Annotated in this window: 16 protein-coding genes and 2 pseudogenes; 4 read left to right on the top strand and 14 right to left on the bottom strand. The window is 60.3% G+C overall.

Going from position 1 to position 15,090, the window contains the following annotated elements; all coding sequences use genetic code 11:
* Nucleotides 1-33 precede the first annotated feature (33 nt).
* The 10 genes and pseudogenes from XpopCFBP1817_RS14865 to XpopCFBP1817_RS14820 all read right to left on the bottom strand — a co-directional run bounded on the left by XpopCFBP1817_RS14865 (nucleotide 34) and on the right by XpopCFBP1817_RS14820 (nucleotide 7,003).
* Nucleotides 34-318 carry a type I toxin-antitoxin system ptaRNA1 family toxin gene (locus XpopCFBP1817_RS14865; RefSeq protein WP_128417699.1) on the bottom strand — a complete coding sequence of 95 codons (285 nt, stop codon included), beginning with the start codon at nucleotides 316-318 and terminating at the stop codon, nucleotides 34-36.
* Between the two features lie 66 nt (nucleotides 319-384).
* Entirely contained in the window at nucleotides 385-1,863 is a 1,479-nt protein-coding gene (trbL, locus tag XpopCFBP1817_RS14860; protein WP_128417698.1) for a P-type conjugative transfer protein TrbL, read from the bottom strand.
* Entirely contained in the window at nucleotides 1,860-2,090 is a 231-nt protein-coding gene (trbK, locus tag XpopCFBP1817_RS14855) for an entry exclusion lipoprotein TrbK (protein WP_128417697.1), read from the bottom strand. The genes trbL and trbK overlap by 4 nt, the downstream gene beginning before the upstream one ends.
* A gap of 12 nt (nucleotides 2,091-2,102) precedes the next feature.
* Nucleotides 2,103-2,885: a P-type conjugative transfer protein TrbJ gene (gene trbJ, locus XpopCFBP1817_RS14850; protein WP_128417696.1), complete on the bottom strand. Its 783-nt coding sequence runs from the start codon at nucleotides 2,883-2,885 to the stop codon at nucleotides 2,103-2,105.
* Nucleotides 2,886-3,041: 156 nt separating this feature from the next.
* The gene (locus XpopCFBP1817_RS14845; RefSeq protein WP_128417695.1) at nucleotides 3,042-3,461 is read right to left on the bottom strand and encodes a type II toxin-antitoxin system VapC family toxin; all 420 of its coding nucleotides are present in this window, start codon (nucleotides 3,459-3,461) and stop codon (nucleotides 3,042-3,044) included.
* Nucleotides 3,458-3,712 carry a FitA-like ribbon-helix-helix domain-containing protein gene (locus XpopCFBP1817_RS14840; RefSeq protein WP_003473422.1) on the bottom strand — a complete coding sequence of 85 codons (255 nt, stop codon included), beginning with the start codon at nucleotides 3,710-3,712 and terminating at the stop codon, nucleotides 3,458-3,460. The genes XpopCFBP1817_RS14845 and XpopCFBP1817_RS14840 overlap by 4 nt, the downstream gene beginning before the upstream one ends.
* Nucleotides 3,713-4,123: 411 nt before the next feature.
* The gene (locus XpopCFBP1817_RS14835) at nucleotides 4,124-4,405 is read right to left on the bottom strand and encodes a TraK family protein (protein WP_058361065.1); all 282 of its coding nucleotides are present in this window, start codon (nucleotides 4,403-4,405) and stop codon (nucleotides 4,124-4,126) included.
* 623 nt (nucleotides 4,406-5,028) lie between these two features.
* Nucleotides 5,029-5,862 (bottom strand): annotated as a pseudogene (gene repC / locus XpopCFBP1817_RS14830) (replication protein C, IncQ-type).
* Between the two features lie 25 nt (nucleotides 5,863-5,887).
* On the bottom strand, nucleotides 5,888-6,766 hold the full coding sequence (locus XpopCFBP1817_RS14825) for a helicase RepA family protein (protein ID WP_128417694.1): 879 nt from the start codon (nucleotides 6,764-6,766) through the stop codon (nucleotides 5,888-5,890).
* Between the two features lie 3 nt (nucleotides 6,767-6,769).
* Nucleotides 6,770-7,003 carry an SPRY domain-containing protein gene (locus tag XpopCFBP1817_RS14820; protein WP_003472509.1) on the bottom strand — a complete coding sequence of 78 codons (234 nt, stop codon included), beginning with the start codon at nucleotides 7,001-7,003 and terminating at the stop codon, nucleotides 6,770-6,772.
* Nucleotides 7,004-7,084: 81 nt separating this feature from the next.
* On the opposite strand from XpopCFBP1817_RS14820, the gene XpopCFBP1817_RS14815 reads away from it, so the two are divergent.
* From XpopCFBP1817_RS14815 to XpopCFBP1817_RS14805, 3 genes are all read left to right on the top strand, one after another.
* Complete coding sequence (locus tag XpopCFBP1817_RS14815) at nucleotides 7,085-8,074, top strand: LuxR family transcriptional regulator (protein WP_128417700.1); 990 nt, start codon at nucleotides 7,085-7,087, stop codon at nucleotides 8,072-8,074.
* 78 nt (nucleotides 8,075-8,152) lie between these two features.
* Nucleotides 8,153-8,398, top strand: coding sequence for a helix-turn-helix transcriptional regulator (locus XpopCFBP1817_RS14810; protein ID WP_003472507.1), 246 nt, complete (start codon nucleotides 8,153-8,155; stop codon nucleotides 8,396-8,398).
* A 393-nt stretch (nucleotides 8,399-8,791) separates the two neighbouring features.
* Entirely contained in the window at nucleotides 8,792-8,974 is a 183-nt protein-coding gene (locus XpopCFBP1817_RS14805) for a hypothetical protein (protein WP_058361024.1), read from the top strand.
* Nucleotides 8,975-9,254: 280 nt separating this feature from the next.
* Here the strand turns inward: XpopCFBP1817_RS14805 and XpopCFBP1817_RS14800 are convergent, their stop codons facing one another.
* From XpopCFBP1817_RS14800 to folD, 4 genes are all read right to left on the bottom strand, one after another.
* Entirely contained in the window at nucleotides 9,255-10,457 is a 1,203-nt protein-coding gene (locus XpopCFBP1817_RS14800; RefSeq protein ID WP_128417693.1) for a tyrosine-type recombinase/integrase, read from the bottom strand.
* A 307-nt stretch (nucleotides 10,458-10,764) separates the two neighbouring features.
* The gene (gene guaA, locus XpopCFBP1817_RS14790) at nucleotides 10,765-12,330 is read right to left on the bottom strand and encodes a glutamine-hydrolyzing GMP synthase (protein ID WP_128417692.1); all 1,566 of its coding nucleotides are present in this window, start codon (nucleotides 12,328-12,330) and stop codon (nucleotides 10,765-10,767) included.
* A gap of 114 nt (nucleotides 12,331-12,444) precedes the next feature.
* Nucleotides 12,445-13,902: an IMP dehydrogenase gene (gene guaB, locus XpopCFBP1817_RS14785; protein ID WP_128417691.1), complete on the bottom strand. Its 1,458-nt coding sequence runs from the start codon at nucleotides 13,900-13,902 to the stop codon at nucleotides 12,445-12,447.
* A 92-nt stretch (nucleotides 13,903-13,994) separates the two neighbouring features.
* Nucleotides 13,995-14,879, bottom strand: coding sequence for a bifunctional methylenetetrahydrofolate dehydrogenase/methenyltetrahydrofolate cyclohydrolase FolD (gene folD, locus XpopCFBP1817_RS14780; RefSeq protein WP_128417690.1), 885 nt, complete (start codon nucleotides 14,877-14,879; stop codon nucleotides 13,995-13,997).
* A 49-nt stretch (nucleotides 14,880-14,928) separates the two neighbouring features.
* On the opposite strand from folD, the pseudogene XpopCFBP1817_RS14775 reads away from it, so the two are divergent.
* A pseudogene (locus tag XpopCFBP1817_RS14775) lies at nucleotides 14,929-15,018 on the top strand (DUF1244 domain-containing protein); the annotation flags it as partial.
* Nucleotides 15,019-15,090: the final 72 nt, after the last annotated feature.

Raw genomic sequence — 15,090 nt, 5'->3', positions numbered from 1 at the left:
TGATCATGTCTGTCGTTCTCCGCTGGCAGGGCGTCAAGTCAATGATGGCAGATTGCTGGGGTTTTTAGAGGCTCCTTGAAAACGGTCGTTGTGAGCGCTCAGAACGTTCTGAATCTGCGTCCTGGCTTTCAGGAAGTCATCGCGTGTCGCGAGGCCCGTTTCGGCCTGGTAGAACAGCACCATGAACATGTTGGCCGTGGCTTCGGCCAGCGGCCCCAACTCGCGGGCGGTTGCCTGGTCCAGCCAGTCGATAGCGTTCAATTCCGCTGCCGCGTGCTGAACGACTTGGGAAAATTCGTTAGGATGTACGGTTGCCATTTTTCACCTCTCTCACAGGTGGATAGTGGAAGTGTCGGCCGGCGTTGCATCGTCGGCCGACGCGCTTTAGGTCGTCTGCGGCCGGTTTACGAACGCCGCAACCTCATCATTGCCGGCGGCTGCCGGCGCATTGTCATTCGAGCTGGAAGGGCTGTTGTCAGCGGTCGAGCTGCTGGCCGCCTTGATCGTCGCAGCGAGCTTGCCGCCGGTGGTTTCCGCAATCCGGCTCTTGGCCGCTTCGGCCATGCTGCCGGCCTTGGCCGACGCCATTGAGCCGATGCCTTTGGCGAGGTTGGCGACCGTTCCTTTCGCGATCTGGCCGGCTTTTCCGCCACCAGAGGAACTACCGCCGCCAGAGCTACCGCTGCCGCCCGATTCCCCATCGCCTGCGGCCTGGGCCATCGGGGAGCCGCCGCCACCGGATGCAGCGGCCATAGGCTCGCCGCCGGCAACGCCAACGCCAACGCCGCCAGATTCCCCGCCGCCGCCTGCGTTAGACATACCACCGCCGCCGCCATCGGCGGCTTGAGCGGCCGCCGAGGCCGCCGCCATGACGGCTTGCGCACCGCCTGCGGCGGATGCGGCCAAGGAAGCACCGCCGGACGCAGCAGCGGCCACAGCTTGCGCCGCCATGCCTGCGGCCGCCATGCCCGCACCTACAACCGCGCCGGCTCCGAAGTTACCGAGGCCGCCGGCCGCGCCAACGCCGCCGCTGGTGATGATGCCGGAGATCAGAGGCGGCACCCGGTTAATGAGCAACAGCAGGGCCAGGCAGAAAACCAGCATCACGCCCATTTCTTCAAAGTTGAGCGTGCCCTTGCCCATCTTGGCGTAAAACCCGGTCAGCAGATCGTTGCCGATCCCGACCAGAGCGACCATGACAAGCAGGTTGACGCCAACCCCGAGGACGGTCTTGTAGTAGTTGATCGCCATATCAGAGGTCCAGCGCGAGCCGCCGAAGCCAAGGAAGAAAATTCCCAGGTACATCAGGCACCAGGACGACACCAGAACAAGCAGCATATTGACTGCAATGGTGGCGAGCAGCAGCAGGATTCCAAGGCTCAGAATTGCCCCGATGACGGTATCAACCGGACTCCACAGGGACGAATTCTTGACGTGCTGCTGAAAGATCATAAAACCCACATCGACGATGCCGGAGGGCGTCACAGACGATATGCCGGTGGCTTTCGATCCGAGTTGCTGCAACGACTGAATAATCGCATCTGCAATTTCTGGCCCGTTGCGCAGCAGCCAAAGGTAGAAACCGAAAAACAGGATGAAGCGCACAAACTCCGCGAATAACTCGCCAACATCGGCCCTTTTCATGACCAGTTTGCCGCCCGTCCAGACCAGGGAAATCGTGCCCAGGGTCCAGAAAAGCCACGTCACGGCATCCATGATGACCGTTTTCCAGCTCGATGCCTTGCTGGCTAATTCCGTCACCACCTGGTCAAGCATGCCCTGATTGGTTAGCTCGGCCGAGGCACCCGTTGAGAACAATGCGAAGGCCAGGCCGACGCTAAGGGCGAACGCCATTCGTTTCATGGTTTCACCTCCAGCCAGTTCTTGGGATTCTCGGTCGGTGCAATCACCGACCGGCGGGAGCACGCGCCGGCGAACTGCTCGCGCGTTGGCCGATCCTCGATTTTCTGGATGCGGTCGGGCCCGCAGTTTGCCGCGTTCAGCTCGGACATTTGGGCCGGCTGCTTGTTATCGCAGCCGGCGACCAATGCGACGAGAACGGCGGTCAAGAGGACCGTTGATTTCTTCATGTTCTGGCCCTCCTACGGCTTCACTTGCAGCCAGTTTTTCGGGTTGGGAGTCTTCCCGATCCTTGGTTCCGTCGATGCCTTATGCGCGGCTTCCTGCTGCGCCTCACGGTCGGTTTGGGCCTGCAACTGCGCACCGATGGCGTTTTGCTGCGCGAGAAGCAGGCCACGGATTTGCAGGAGCTGGTTGGATTGTTGGCTGGCAATCTGGTTGGCATATCCGATGGCTTCCATCTGCCCTTTTGCGCCCTGCGCCTGCGATTGCAGACGTTCAAGCTGTCGCGCGTCTGACTTGAGATTTTCCTGCTGATCTTTGATGCCCTTGAACAGCGCATCATTTGCAGCCTTTTGCGACTGCGAAGCCAAGGCGCGAGTCTTTTCCAGCGCGGCGCGTTCGGTGTCCGAGCAGCCGGCCGAGGTGAAGCACGGCGACGATTTGTAGTAGGACATGTCCTGGAAATTGCCTAGGTAAGCGTCCAGACTGCCGGCCTGATTGGTGAGGTTATTCAGGGTGTCGATGGACTGCATCAATCCGTTGATGGTGGACTGAGCCTGATCCCAAATGTAGGCGGCGGGCGCGAAAGTGTTTTGCAGCATGTTTTCGTACTGCTGCAACTGCGTTGCGTATTGCTCGATTTGCTTCTGGACCTGCGCGACCTGTTGAATCGCGGTCACGGTCGTTTGCGACAGGTTGGTTCCGTCAATGACCGGGATGCCGGCATGCGCGGGAATTGAGGCGACGCCAACAGTGAGGGCTAGGGAGAAAGCGATTTTAGCCGCTAAAACGTGCTGCTTCATGGTCATTACCTCGCGATGAATGGCTGCCCCCTTGAGCAAGCGCGCTTGTTCAAGGGTTCATCACGTAGCTGCGCCACGGAGCTACCGGTAATTGACCTGGGCGACACCGAAGCCCGGCCTTTTTGATCAGATCACGGTGTCAAGTAGCGATTGAATTTACCGATGGTTCCAAGGATTGATAACAGTAAGCCCGGCCGCTTCAAAAGGGCTGGTGTCGCGTGTTGCTACGATAAATCCCTTGGAGGCCGCAATAGCCCCAATATATCCGTCGGGTTTTGGAAAACCCTTCCCGGCTATGCGGGCCTTCACCGCCAGCTCGGCATAATTGCGAGCTGCTTCGGTGTCGAACATCAGCACCCGCTCGCTGAACAGTTCGAGCAATCCGTCCAGGGCTTCGCCCAGGCCTTTTTTACGTTTCCCGTTCGGCAGCGCGCCGATGCCGAACAGCAGTTCGGCAAGCGTCACGCTGGACAGGTAGAGGGTTTCCGCTACCTGCTCATTCAACCAAGCTCGCACGGCCGGGTCGGGTTCGGGTTTCATCGCCTCGGAGACGACATTCGTATCCAAGACAATCATTCAAACCTCATCGGTTCTGCCGGCACCTTGTCGCGCACCTGGTCCAATACTGCGAAATCATCGTTTGTTAGCCCTACGCGGCGGCCAAGCTCCGCCAACGCGTCGCCCATGCGGATGCGCTTTTGTGACTTAACTGCACTCTCCAGAATCTCGCGGACCTCCGCCTCTGTACTGCGGCCATGCTCGGCGGCCCGTAAGCGCAGAGCGCGATGTACCTCGTCGGGCACATTCCGCACTGTCAGGATTGCCATAGTCAGAACCTCATGTGTGACTTCATTGACTTCAATATTACACAAATGATGTCATTAAAGCAAGGGCGGCTGCGGCCTATCTCTCCTGCGTTCCAAGTCTTCGGCGGTAGCCGGCTCGGCCTCGCAGAGCAGGATTTCCGTTGAGCACCGCAGGTGCGAATAAGGGACAGTGAAGTAGGAACACCCGCGTGCGGGTCGGCCTACTTCACCTATCCTGCCCGCCTTACGGCCTTGTTTTTGCCTCGTATGACTCATCGAATTTCGCGCTGTAAGCGCACCGTTGTTTCGCAACAGCGCACCAGCAGCGCGAGGATCGACAAAAACGCCCCATTTCCGCGCGTTTGCAGCGATCCAACAACCGATAGCAGTGTTTCAGCCACGCACTTGCAGCGATTGAACACGGGGCTTTCCTTACTTCGCGCTGCCGTGACTCATGGACCCAGGCGGCGCATTGGTGATGTGCTGGCGAACGTATTTCAGGAACGTCTCATATCGAAAAGGGATGCGCCCAATATCGCGCATGTGCTCCCAGATGATCTTGAGCGTGTAGCCGGCCTCCATCGCTTTCTTAACGTCTGAGCGCGCCGCCATGAAAGCGGCCTGGTAGTCCCGGCGCTTTATCTGCGAGGTCTGCTGCTCAAGAGCGAGCCGTGCGGCCAAGTCGGCAGGGTAGCTGCTGTTTGTCGTCGCCATGTCCGTAAACCTCCGTTATCAACTGAACTACTGCGAAGCTTACGGAGTGTCGGCCTGCGCAACATTCCAATAATTGGCCGAAATGGTTGACATGAAGCTGGTGCCACTAGCGTTCCCCAAGACAGCGACGGCAGCCATTCAGCATCACCGACAAGTTGAACGCCAAGAAGGGAGTTGGTCCATAGATAATCGGCAGCGAGGTGGCCCCTCAAGTGTCAATGAACCGTTCGGCCGCCATCGTCGAAAGCGGCGTTAGACGCAAGCCTTGCCTGGGATGACGATCCTGAAACACCGCCAAAGACGGGTCTAACGTTCGCGGCCAGGCCGCGAATGGCGCTTGTTGTATGTTGTATGTTGTAGCGCGCTACAACATACAAAACCGATTCATTGACACTTGAGGGGCGCTTAGTTTTTAGCCGCTAAAAATGGTGCGGCCGAGTCACCCCTCCTGGCGTACAACTCAACGGCTGAAGGCCGAACATGGCAAGGCCTGGCGTCGCCCTACAGGGCGGCGGCAAGTACCGCGCCTAGTAGATGATCCTGGAAGATCATGGATGGAACTTGCGAACTAGCCGCAAGCCCGCGCCGTTGCTGTGTTTTCCGGTTTGAGGCGGGGAACGTTGCTACGGATAAAGGGGAACATTGCTACGGAGCTTGGGGAACGTTACTACGGGCTTCGGCCTGCCAATTTCCCACTTCCCTGCTGCATACTCGCTCACCTTCCAGCCCACGGTAGCAAGCTCGGCCAGAGCTTTGCGCGCTTTCTGGCGGCGCTTCTTCATAGCCTCGGCGTTCGCCTAGTCCGGCCAGACGTAGCCAGCAAGCGTATCGAGTTCCACGCGCCCGGCTTTGCCAGGATCGATCCAGCCGCATAGCCGCTGGTGAATAAGGCGGGCCGGGTCGGTTTGTAGCGCCCGCACCTCGGCCATCTCGATGCGGGTATACGGGCGCCGCCCAAGAATCGCCTCTGCAATCTGGGGATTCAACGCGACGAATAGCCGTCCGTCCTCTTCGTCGAAGGCGTAGCTCATCAAGTGAAAAGACCTTTGCCTAATCTCATTGGTGACTACCACCGTCACGTTTGCCATGCGCAGCAAACACGCCTTGATAGCCCTGATATTGTCGCCGCCATCGGTCAAGCCGATTTCGGCTAGCAGGCTTGTCATGCTCTCTCGCACGACAAGCGCATCCTGCCCTACCGCTTCGAACTTCGGCTCAAGGAATAGACGCAGTTGCCTCGGCAACTCTGCTGTTGGATCTGGCGTCAGGATGATGCCCTTCGGCCCTCCAAGAGCCACAAGACCTTGTAGCAGTCGCATGTCATCAGCACCAAGAGGCTCGAAGCCGACAAACCGCGCTTGTTCATTCTCGGCGTAGTGATACGTCACATCGAGCTTGAGCCTCTTCCGTTCGCCGCGCTTGAGACTGCGGAACAAACCGGGGACCAGGCAATGCATCGGATCGTGCCGGGCATGGGTAAGGTCAAAAGCCATCGCTTCGCCTCCGGCCATCACGTCCCTTTTCTTCATTCTTGCTGGCTTCATGCAGCTCCACTGGCACCAGAACGCCGCCTGCGTGCCGCATGTACCAGCGATCAAGCGTCGTAGCGTCGTAGTTCTGCTTGTTAACGCCGAAACGCACGAAGTAGCCGCGGCGCTCATTGCCGATGGGCTGCCGGTCATGGGCGCGGTCGCTAAGGCGCTTCGCCTCGTCCTCAGTCATGCGGGCGACGTAACCGCACCACCTGGCGTTGTCGATCAGCGCGGACGCGCCACGCGCGGCCTGCTGCTGGTCGGTTTGGCCTTCGCGGGCACTTCCCTTGCTGACGTGGTGCAGGTAGAGCACGGATGCGCCCGTGGTAGCCGCGACCTGCTCGAACACGGCCACGAGGTGGGCCATGCTGCCATTGCTGTTCTCATCGAGGGCGTGGATGCGGCTCAGTGTGTCCAGCACGATCAGCCTGGCCCCGGCGCTGTACTCAATGACGCGGCGCAAGTGAGCCTCGTCCATGACGTTCAAGCGCTTACCCATGATTGGCTCAAGCGCAAGGTTCTCTGCGATGGCTTGGCGTGCTGCGTGTCCGAGGTGCTGGCCGATGGCGTGAATGCGCCGCACAAGCGCGGACGGCGGGTCTTCCCCAGCCAGATAAACCACGCGCCCGGAGTGTGCGGGAGCCAGGCCCACGAGGTCGCCGCCGGCAACGCTGCATGCGATGCTCATGGCCGCTTCCAGCGCCCAGAAGCTCTTACCGGTGGCTCCTGGAGCAACGAGCGCGCCCACGGTTCCCGCCAGGAAGCCCGGCCATATGAAGTCCAGCACCGGCGGTTCGCACTCGAACGCCGCCAGGACGTCAATCGCCACGACTCAGTTCCCCGTTCCGTATAGGGACTCGTCGCTCAACACCTCGGCGATCTGCGAGGTTCGGAAGTAGACGCGCCGACCGATCTTGAAGCGAGCCTTGTTGATTCGCCCCGCCCATTCGCTCGCCGTGCGCAAACTGACCCGCAGTCCATCCGGTGATCGATCCAGGACAGAGGCGAGCTGCGCCATGCTCAGCAGCGGGCCGAAGCGTTGCAGCAGCGTGTCTTCTATCGTCATTGCGTAAACCTCCGTTATCAACCGAATTGCTACGAAGGTTAGGTTTTATGGGGATTTCCTACATCTTATTAGTTGTCCAAAATGGTTGACATGAAGAACGATACAACCATTGTCACCTGGGAAGGCTGCGATCCCACTGTCTCGGAAGCCATCGAGCAGTTCAAGGATCGCTGGCGGCCGTATTCCGCCTCCTCGCGGCGCTACCCCATCGTTGGGCTGATACAGGAACTCATTGACCCCGCCGTGGCTGCGTACACGGCGACGCTGCCGCAACGCTACTTGGGCCATATCCCCGGAGCAGGAACAGGGGTGAGTTTCAGCGGAATCATTCGACTGGTAGGACTTAATGCGATGGTTCGCATGCAGCGGCAGTTGCTGCGCCAGTTCATCAAGACGGGGGATAAGCAGACCCCAAGAGATCGGCGGTTTGTAGCGACACTCGAATCGTTGATCGGGCTTGTATGGGACTGCGCCTGCAAACGGCCGACGAAATCAAAGGTGCGCGACACCCGACTGAATGGCGAGCGCCTTCAGGGGTTCTGCCGGTTCTGCGGATCACTCGCCGAGCTGACCTTATTCGCTGGCGGGAGCGATGATCCGAAGGCTGACGATCCAGAGGAAAAGCTTCGACTCAGCAGCCTATATTGCTTAGATCACCGGCCCAAGCTGCCGAGCGGCGCATGGAACCCTGCCTACAGACAAGCAAGGCGATCCCTCGCGCAATTCGACCTCGAACTGGCGAGACTCAGCCAGCAATGCGCGAAGCCGGCCACTGCCCAAATGAAATCGGGCGATCAATTGGTTGACAGCTACTTCTTTCACTACGTCACGGGCCAGACCTTGCAACCGGCGGACAAGGCGGAGTTGCGCAATCAAGCGCGGCTGATGGCGGACTCGAAGCTATCGGACCGCAAGAAGCAGATGCTGATGCTTCAGTGGTCTGGACTTAATCAGTCGGAGATTGCGCGGAAGCTGGGCATCGAACGCCAAGCAGTATCGAAGGCGCTGGCGTCGATCCCTGCGATGTACCACCTGAGATCAAAGTCACGCTCGCGGCGTAAACCAAATTGACCAACTAATAGGACGAATCAATCTGCGTTCACAGGCACCATCAGGCACATGCTCGCAAGTGATCGAAAGAGGCCGGGGATGCACTCAACGATAAATAAGACGCTCATCAACCGCAAGAAGCTGCTGGCGATGATTCCGCTGTCTGAACGCACTATTTTCAATATGGAGCAGCGCGGGGAGTTCCCGCGCCGGATCGCACTCACCAGCCGGAACGTCGCCTGGGACTTGGCCGAAGTCGAAGACTGGATCGAGGCGCGCAAGGCATCGGGCACTCAGGCCATGCGCCCCGGCTTCACCTCGTCGGTCGCAGCCGCCACTTTTTAGCGGCTAAAACGCAGCGCCCCTCAAGTGTCAATGAAACAAGATGCCATGCATGCAAGCTGCGTTAGCGTCAAGCATGCATGGCGTCATGACGACTTGGGACAGATCCATGTAAGGCTCCGTGCGGATTAATAAGTAAGAAGAAGAATAATATTATTCTTACTGGTCAAGTGATTATTTCGTGACATTTTTTACACTTCGACGCAACGCGCATAGCCGCCGCGCGCCTCTCGGCGCGGTGTGTGCGCTGGGTTCGGTGATGTGCGCCGCCAGTGACGCGGCTCGGGGCGGCAACGGCTGATAATTGCCGCGATGCCCCAGCCAGCCCACCGCTTCCAGCTTCAGTGGTCACGTCGCTTGCAGCGGCGGACATGGCATGTCGCTTGGGAGGTGCCCATGCAGCTGGAAAGAAATCGGCAGGGCGTGATTGACCTGGTTGTGAGCAACGGCAGATGGACCGTGGCCATCGAGCTGGACAACCGGACACCGCGCAAAAAGTCGATTCGTAAGCTCACGGTGTTTCCATGCGACCGGGCCTATGTGATCTGCCGCAGCGGATTGATCCACCGGGTGAAGTGACGGCGGCCGCGCTGTTGTGCGCGTAGCGCACGATGACCGCTCTACCACTGCGCGTTGATCGATACCCTCGGCCTGGCCAGGGCCTTGTCGTCGCCACGCTTGCCATATCACTCCCTGCTGACCTGCTTTTGCGGTGAGGGAGCCGCCGGCACTGCGCCTGGGGCTTGATTAGGCCGCGCGGTGGTTGGCGCAGTGCCGGTGGGAGAGGGGCGCTGGCGCCTCTCTCCGGGGGGGCTAAGCCTCGACGTTCGGGCAGGTGAGCGAACTGTCATCCTCTGGCTTACGCCTTCGACCGCTTCAGTGTCCATTCGTCAATCATGTCCGCCCAGTCCTGCAACATCGCCGTCCGCTGCTCGCGGTACTCGGCCTTGTTGTAGACAGCCCTGACGCCTCGCTGTTCGTGCGCCAGGCATTTCTCAATCCAGTCCGTGTTATAGCCGGCCTCATGTAGCAGCGTGCTTGCAGTACGCCGCAAGTCATGTGGCCCGAACTTGGCGAGTGACTTCTCTTCCTTCTGCGCCAGCCGATAAGTCAGCGTCAGCACTTGGTTAAGCGTGGCGCTACTCATGGGCAAGTCCGAGTCGTATCGCGACGGCAACACGTAGTCCGATCCGCCGGCAAAGGTCTTGAGGGCAATGAAGATGTCCAGCGCCTGCCTTGACAGGAACACCAGGTGCGGATTGCGTCGCTTCATGCGCTCCTTTGGGATGGTCCAAAGCGCATCACTGAAGCTGATCTCGCTCCATGTCGCGTTGGTCAGCTCGCTCTTGCGCACCATCGTCAGCAGCAGCAATTTGGCGGCTGCTCGGATAGATGGCGTTGTGCCGATGCGCTCCATGTACTGGTACATCAGGCCGATCTCGTGGGGCCTCAGCGCACGGTCGCGCGGCTCGAACTTGGCGATAGTGGTCGGCCGCACCAGCTCTGCCGGATTCTCGACCTTCTGGCCGCGCTCAATAGCCCAGCGAAAGACCTGCAACACCACCTCGCGAGCATGCACAGCGGTCGCCGGTGCTCCGCGCTCCACGATGGTATCGGTCAGTGCGCGCAAGTCCTCGTGGGTGATCTCCACAAGCTTCTGATTGCTGAATTTCGGCTTTAGCTCGCGTTCGTAGACTGAGCGGCGCATGTCGCGGGTGGAATCGGCCATCTGGTAGCCCCGTAGCCACTTTTCCGCCCAGGCCCCGAACGTCTCCGCGTCCTTGACACGGACCTTGTCCCGCGCCTTTTCCTTGGCCGGTGACTTCCCGGCCGCGATCATCTTCTTGGCCTCGCCCAACCGCTCGCGGGCTTCTGCCAGGGTGATGCCGCCGACACCGTAGCGGCCGAAGGTGATGGTCTCCTGCCTACCGTGGATCGAGTAGTTGTAGCGGAACGAAATCGCTCCAGCGGCCGTGACGGCTACATAGAGGCCGTCGCGATCATTCACCTTGTAGAGCTTGTCCTTCGGCTTGAGGTTGCGCAGCTTGGTATCGGTCAACATGGTTCTCGGCCTGATTCAACTCAAATACCATGATCCAGAAGCCGGCCAATCCTTGCGTAAAAAAACAATAAAATCATCGCGTTACGTGATTTCGATACCATGAACATCCGCAAGGTGGTTACATGGTATCGGCGACTTCTCATGCCATAGAAGCACTCAATGCCATCTATCATGCCATGAAAAAACGGCGCTTGGCGATGCTATTCATTGCCAGATGGCGCCGAACGAAATCACAAAAAATCCTGTAATGACGAAGACTTAGATATGTTTTCGTGCTACTAGATGCCAGCCGGTGTCAGACGCCGGATCATTCCCACTCGATCGTCGCAGGCGGCTTGCCGGAGATATCGTAGACCACACGCGAAACGCCGCGCAGTTCGTTGGTGATGCGGTTGCTCACCGTGCCGAGGAAATCGTACGGCAGATGCGACCAGTGCGCGGTCATGAAGTCGATGGTTTCCACCGCACGCAGTGCGATCACCCATTCGTAGGCACGTGCGTCGCCGACCACACCGACCGACTTGACCGGCAGAAACACCGCGAACGCCTGGCTGGTCTTGTCGTACAGATCGGCCTTGCGCAGTTCGTCGATGAAGATCGCATCGGCCTTGGCCAGCAGTTCGGCGTATTCGCGCTTCACTTCGCCCAGAATGCGCACACCCAGGCCCGGACCGGGGAACGGATGGCGATACACCATGGTGCGCGGCAGGCCGAGTTCGACGCCCAAGCGCCTAACTTCGTCCTTGAACAACTCGCGTAACGGTTCGACCAAGCTCAGCTTCATATGCTCCGGCAGGCCACCGACGTTGTGGTGGCTCTTGATCACGTGCGCCTTGCCGGTCTTGCTGCCGGCCGACTCGATCACGTCCGGGTAGATCGTGCCCTGCGCCAGCCACTTGGCATTGGTAAGCTTATTGGATTCTTCGTCGAAGATATCCACGAACAGATTGCCGATGATCTTGCGCTTGGCTTCCGGGTCGCTGACGCCTTCGAGCTTGGCGAAGTAGCGGTCGGCAGCGTTGACGCGGATGACCTTGACGCCCATATGCTCGGCGAACATCGCCATCACCCGGTCGCCTTCCTGCCAACGCAACAGGCCGGTATCGACGAACACGCAGGTCAGCTTGTCGCCGATCGCCTTGTGCAACAGCGCGGCGACCACCGATGAATCGACACCGCCGGACAAACCGAGAATGACTTCGTCATGCCCCACCTGCTCGCGCACGCGCGCGATCTGGTCGTCGATGATGTTGGCCGCCGTCCACAGCGTCTGGCAGCCGCAGACATCGACCACGAAGCGACGCAACAGGGTCTGGCCCTGCAGCGTGTGAGTGACCTCCGGGTGGAACTGCACGCCGTACCAGCGCTTGTCCTCGTTGGACATCGCCGCCACCGGAATGCGGTCGGTCACCGCAGTGACGGTGAAGCCCGGCGGCACCTGCGACACGTGGTCGCCGTGGCTCATCCACACATTCAAGCGCGATGCGCCAGCGTGATCGGTCAAGCCTGCGAACAACGCATCGGCCGCAACCACATCGACTTCGGCATGGCCGAATTCGCGCTGATCTGCGGCTTCTGTCGTACCGCCCAACTGCGCAGCCAACGTCTGCATGCCGTAGCAGATACCAAACACCGGCAAGCCGCTGTCGAACACTTCCTGCGGTGCGACCGGTGCACCCGGCAACGTGGTCGACTCGGGACCACCGGACAGAATGATGCCCTTGGCGCCGAAGCCGGCAATCTCCGACGGATCATGATCCCATGCCCAGATCTCGCAATACACCCCGATTTCGCGGATACGCCGCGCAATCAGCTGGGTGTACTGCGCGCCGAAATCGAGGATGAGGATCTTGTCGGTATGGATGTTGGTCATTGAGCGCCGGGAATCGGGATTGGGGAATCGCAACAGAAACTGCGGCGCCAAGCGCCGCCGGATGGGGAAACGGTGGGCTGCTACCAATCCCGAATCCCCAATCCCGGCCACTCATCAGCCCGCCCGGTAATTCGGCGGCTCTTTCGTGATCTGCACGTCATGGACGTGGCTCTCGCGCTGGCCAGCGCCGGTGATCTTGACGAATTTCGGCTTGGTGCGCATGTCTTCGATGGTAGCGCAGCCGACATAGCCCATGGTCGCGCGCAGGCCACCGATCAGCTGATGCACGATGCCGCCGACCGGGCCGCGATATGGCACGCGCCCTTCGATGCCTTCCGGCACCAGCTTGTCGGCGTCGCTGGCATCCTGGAAATAGCGGTCCTTGGACCCCTTCTCCATCGCGCCCAGGCTGCCCATGCCGCGGTAGCTCTTGTAGCTGCGGCCCTGGAACAACTCGACCTCACCCGGTGCTTCCTCGGTGCCGGCGAACAAGCCACCCACCATCACCGTGGACGCGCCAGCAACCAATGCCTTGCCGATGTCGCCGGAATAGCGGATACCGCCATCGGCGATCAACGGAATGCGGTCCTGCAGCGCTTCGGCTACCATGTCCACTGCGGTGATCTGCGGCACGCCGACACCGGCAACAATGCGCGTGGTGCAGATCGAACCCGGACCCACGCCCACCTTGACCGCATCGGCGCCAGCATCCATCAACGCCAGCGCGGCATCGCCGGTGACGATGTTGCCGCCGATCACCTGCAGCCGCGGGTAGGTCTTCTTGACCCACGCCACGCGATCGATCACGCCCTGCGAATGACCATGCGCGGTATCCACGATGATCACGTCCACGCCAGCTGCGGCAAGCAGTTCGATGCGCTGTTCGGTATCGCCGCCCACGCCCACCGCCGCGCCGACCAGCAAGCGCTTGGCGGCGTCTTTGGCAGCATTGGGGTTGTCGGTCTTTTTCTGGATGTCCTTCACCGTGATCAGGCCGCGCAACTCAAAGCTGTCGTTGACCACCAGGATCTTTTCGATGCGGTTGCGATGCAGCAGCTCCAGCACTTCCTCATCGCTGGCGCCTTCGCGCACGGTGATCAGGCGGTCCTTCTTGGTCATGATGTGGCGGACCGGATCGTCCAGCCGCTTTTCGAAGCGCATATCGCGGCTGGTGACGATGCCGACAAGTTCGCTGCCATCCACCACCGGCACGCCTGAGATGTTGCGCGCGCGGGTCAGTGCAAGCACCTCACCGATCGTTGTCTCCGGTCTGACCGTAAACGGCTCGGTGATCACGCCGGACTCGAACTTCTTGACCCGGGCCACTTCGCCCGCCTGCTGCGCAGGCGTCAGATTCTTGTGGATGATGCCGATGCCGCCCAGCTGGGCCATGGCCACTGCAAGGCGGTGTTCGGTCACTGTGTCCATTGCGGCCGAGAGAATCGGCAATTTCACACGCAGATTGCGGGTCAGCCGGGTTTCCAGGCTGACATCCTTGGGCAGGACGATCGAATGAGCGGGGACGAGCGAAACGTCGTCGTAGGTGAGAGCTTCAGCCTGGATGCGTAGCATCGGCGGACCCGAGTTTGGGGAAGCGCGGCATTTTACCCTGAAAGCCTTCACGAAGACACCAGGCAGCCGCAATGCTGCGTTACTCGCGCGCCTCAGCCAGCCGCGTCGGCCGCTTCCAGCGTGTTCTGCATCAGCGTCGCGACGGTCATCGGCCCTACCCCACCCGGCACCGGCGTGATCCAGGCCGCACGCTGCACAGCGGCGTCGAAACCGACATCGCCAACCAGACGCCCGTCTTCCAAGCGATTGATGCCCACATCGATCACCACCGCGCCCGGCTTGATCCATTCGCCCGGAATGAGGCCCGGCCGGCCGACGGCAACGACCAGGATATCCGCATTGCGCACGCTGGCTTCCAACACCTCGGGCGGAGTGAATTTGTGGCAACTGGTCACCGTGCAACCGGCGATCAGCAGCTCCAGACCCATCGGGCGGCCGACGTGATTGCTCACGCCAACAATGGTCGCGTTGCGGCCGCGCACCGGTTGATCGGTATGCCCGAGCAAGGTCACGATGCCGCGCGGGGTGCAAGGGCGCAGGCCGAATTCGCGCAGCGCCAGGTGCCCGACATTTTGCGGATGAAAGCCATCCACGTCCTTGCGCGGATCGATGCGCTGGATCAAGCGATTGGCATCAGGGATGCCCGGCAGCGGTAGCTGGATCAGGATGCCGTGGATGTTGGGATCGGCATTGAGCTGGTCGATCAATCTCGCCAATTCGGATTCGCTGGTGCCATGCGGCAAGTCGTAGTCGAACGCTTCGATACCGACCTTTTCTGCCGCGCGCCGCTTGTTGCGCACATACACCGACGAGGCCGGATCGCCGCCGACCAGCACCACGGCCAGCCCGGGACGCGCCTTGCCGGCCGCCACCCGCGCATCCACCCGCAGCTTCAATCCGTCGAGCAGGTCCTCGGCAATGCGGCGGCCATCGAGGAGGCGGGCCGGGGCAGAGGCAGCTGGCGTGGAAACGGTCATGGGGCGTCAGGTGTAGAGTCGAAGGCCGTCTATTGTCCCCGATTCCGTCATGACCGACACCACCTCAACGCCCGATTCCATCACCACCTCTATCGAAGCGGCCGCATTTCGCCGTCTGTTGCAGCATCTCAACCAGGATCTGAGGTATCCCCACGTTTTTCAGCCCATGACCATCTGGTTGTAGACGTGTTCGGGCAGTGTGCGTAATCGC

Origin of the sequence: Xanthomonas populi, from assembly GCF_002940065.1 — a bacterium.
Lineage (GTDB): Bacteria > Pseudomonadota > Gammaproteobacteria > Xanthomonadales > Xanthomonadaceae > Xanthomonas > Xanthomonas populi.
Note: the sequence above shows the minus strand (reverse complement) of the source record. Positions and strands in the feature narration are given on the sequence as shown.

Bases quoted from the DNA above. Each gene is read 5' to 3' on its own strand.
- XpopCFBP1817_RS14865 (WP_128417699.1), bottom strand. From the start codon at position 318: ATGGCAACCGTACATCCTAACGAATTTTCCCAAGTCGTTCAGCACGCG.
- trbL (WP_128417698.1), bottom strand. From the start codon at position 1,863: ATGAAACGAATGGCGTTCGCCCTTAGCGTCGGCCTGGCCTTCGCATTG.
- trbK (WP_128417697.1), bottom strand. From the start codon at position 2,090: ATGAAGAAATCAACGGTCCTCTTGACCGCCGTTCTCGTCGCATTGGTC.
- trbJ (WP_128417696.1), bottom strand. From the start codon at position 2,885: ATGAAGCAGCACGTTTTAGCGGCTAAAATCGCTTTCTCCCTAGCCCTC.
- XpopCFBP1817_RS14845 (WP_128417695.1), bottom strand. From the start codon at position 3,461: ATGATTGTCTTGGATACGAATGTCGTCTCCGAGGCGATGAAACCCGAA.
- XpopCFBP1817_RS14840 (WP_003473422.1), bottom strand. From the start codon at position 3,712: ATGGCAATCCTGACAGTGCGGAATGTGCCCGACGAGGTACATCGCGCT.
- XpopCFBP1817_RS14835 (WP_058361065.1), bottom strand. From the start codon at position 4,405: ATGGCGACGACAAACAGCAGCTACCCTGCCGACTTGGCCGCACGGCTC.
- XpopCFBP1817_RS14820 (WP_003472509.1), bottom strand. From the start codon at position 7,003: ATGACGATAGAAGACACGCTGCTGCAACGCTTCGGCCCGCTGCTGAGC.
- XpopCFBP1817_RS14815 (WP_128417700.1), top strand. From the start codon at position 7,085: ATGGTTGACATGAAGAACGATACAACCATTGTCACCTGGGAAGGCTGC.
- XpopCFBP1817_RS14810 (WP_003472507.1), top strand. From the start codon at position 8,153: ATGCACTCAACGATAAATAAGACGCTCATCAACCGCAAGAAGCTGCTG.
- XpopCFBP1817_RS14805 (WP_058361024.1), top strand. From the start codon at position 8,792: ATGCAGCTGGAAAGAAATCGGCAGGGCGTGATTGACCTGGTTGTGAGC.
- XpopCFBP1817_RS14800 (WP_128417693.1), bottom strand. From the start codon at position 10,457: ATGTTGACCGATACCAAGCTGCGCAACCTCAAGCCGAAGGACAAGCTC.
- guaA (WP_128417692.1), bottom strand. From the start codon at position 12,330: ATGACCAACATCCATACCGACAAGATCCTCATCCTCGATTTCGGCGCG.
- guaB (WP_128417691.1), bottom strand. From the start codon at position 13,902: ATGCTACGCATCCAGGCTGAAGCTCTCACCTACGACGACGTTTCGCTC.
- folD (WP_128417690.1), bottom strand. From the start codon at position 14,879: ATGACCGTTTCCACGCCAGCTGCCTCTGCCCCGGCCCGCCTCCTCGAT.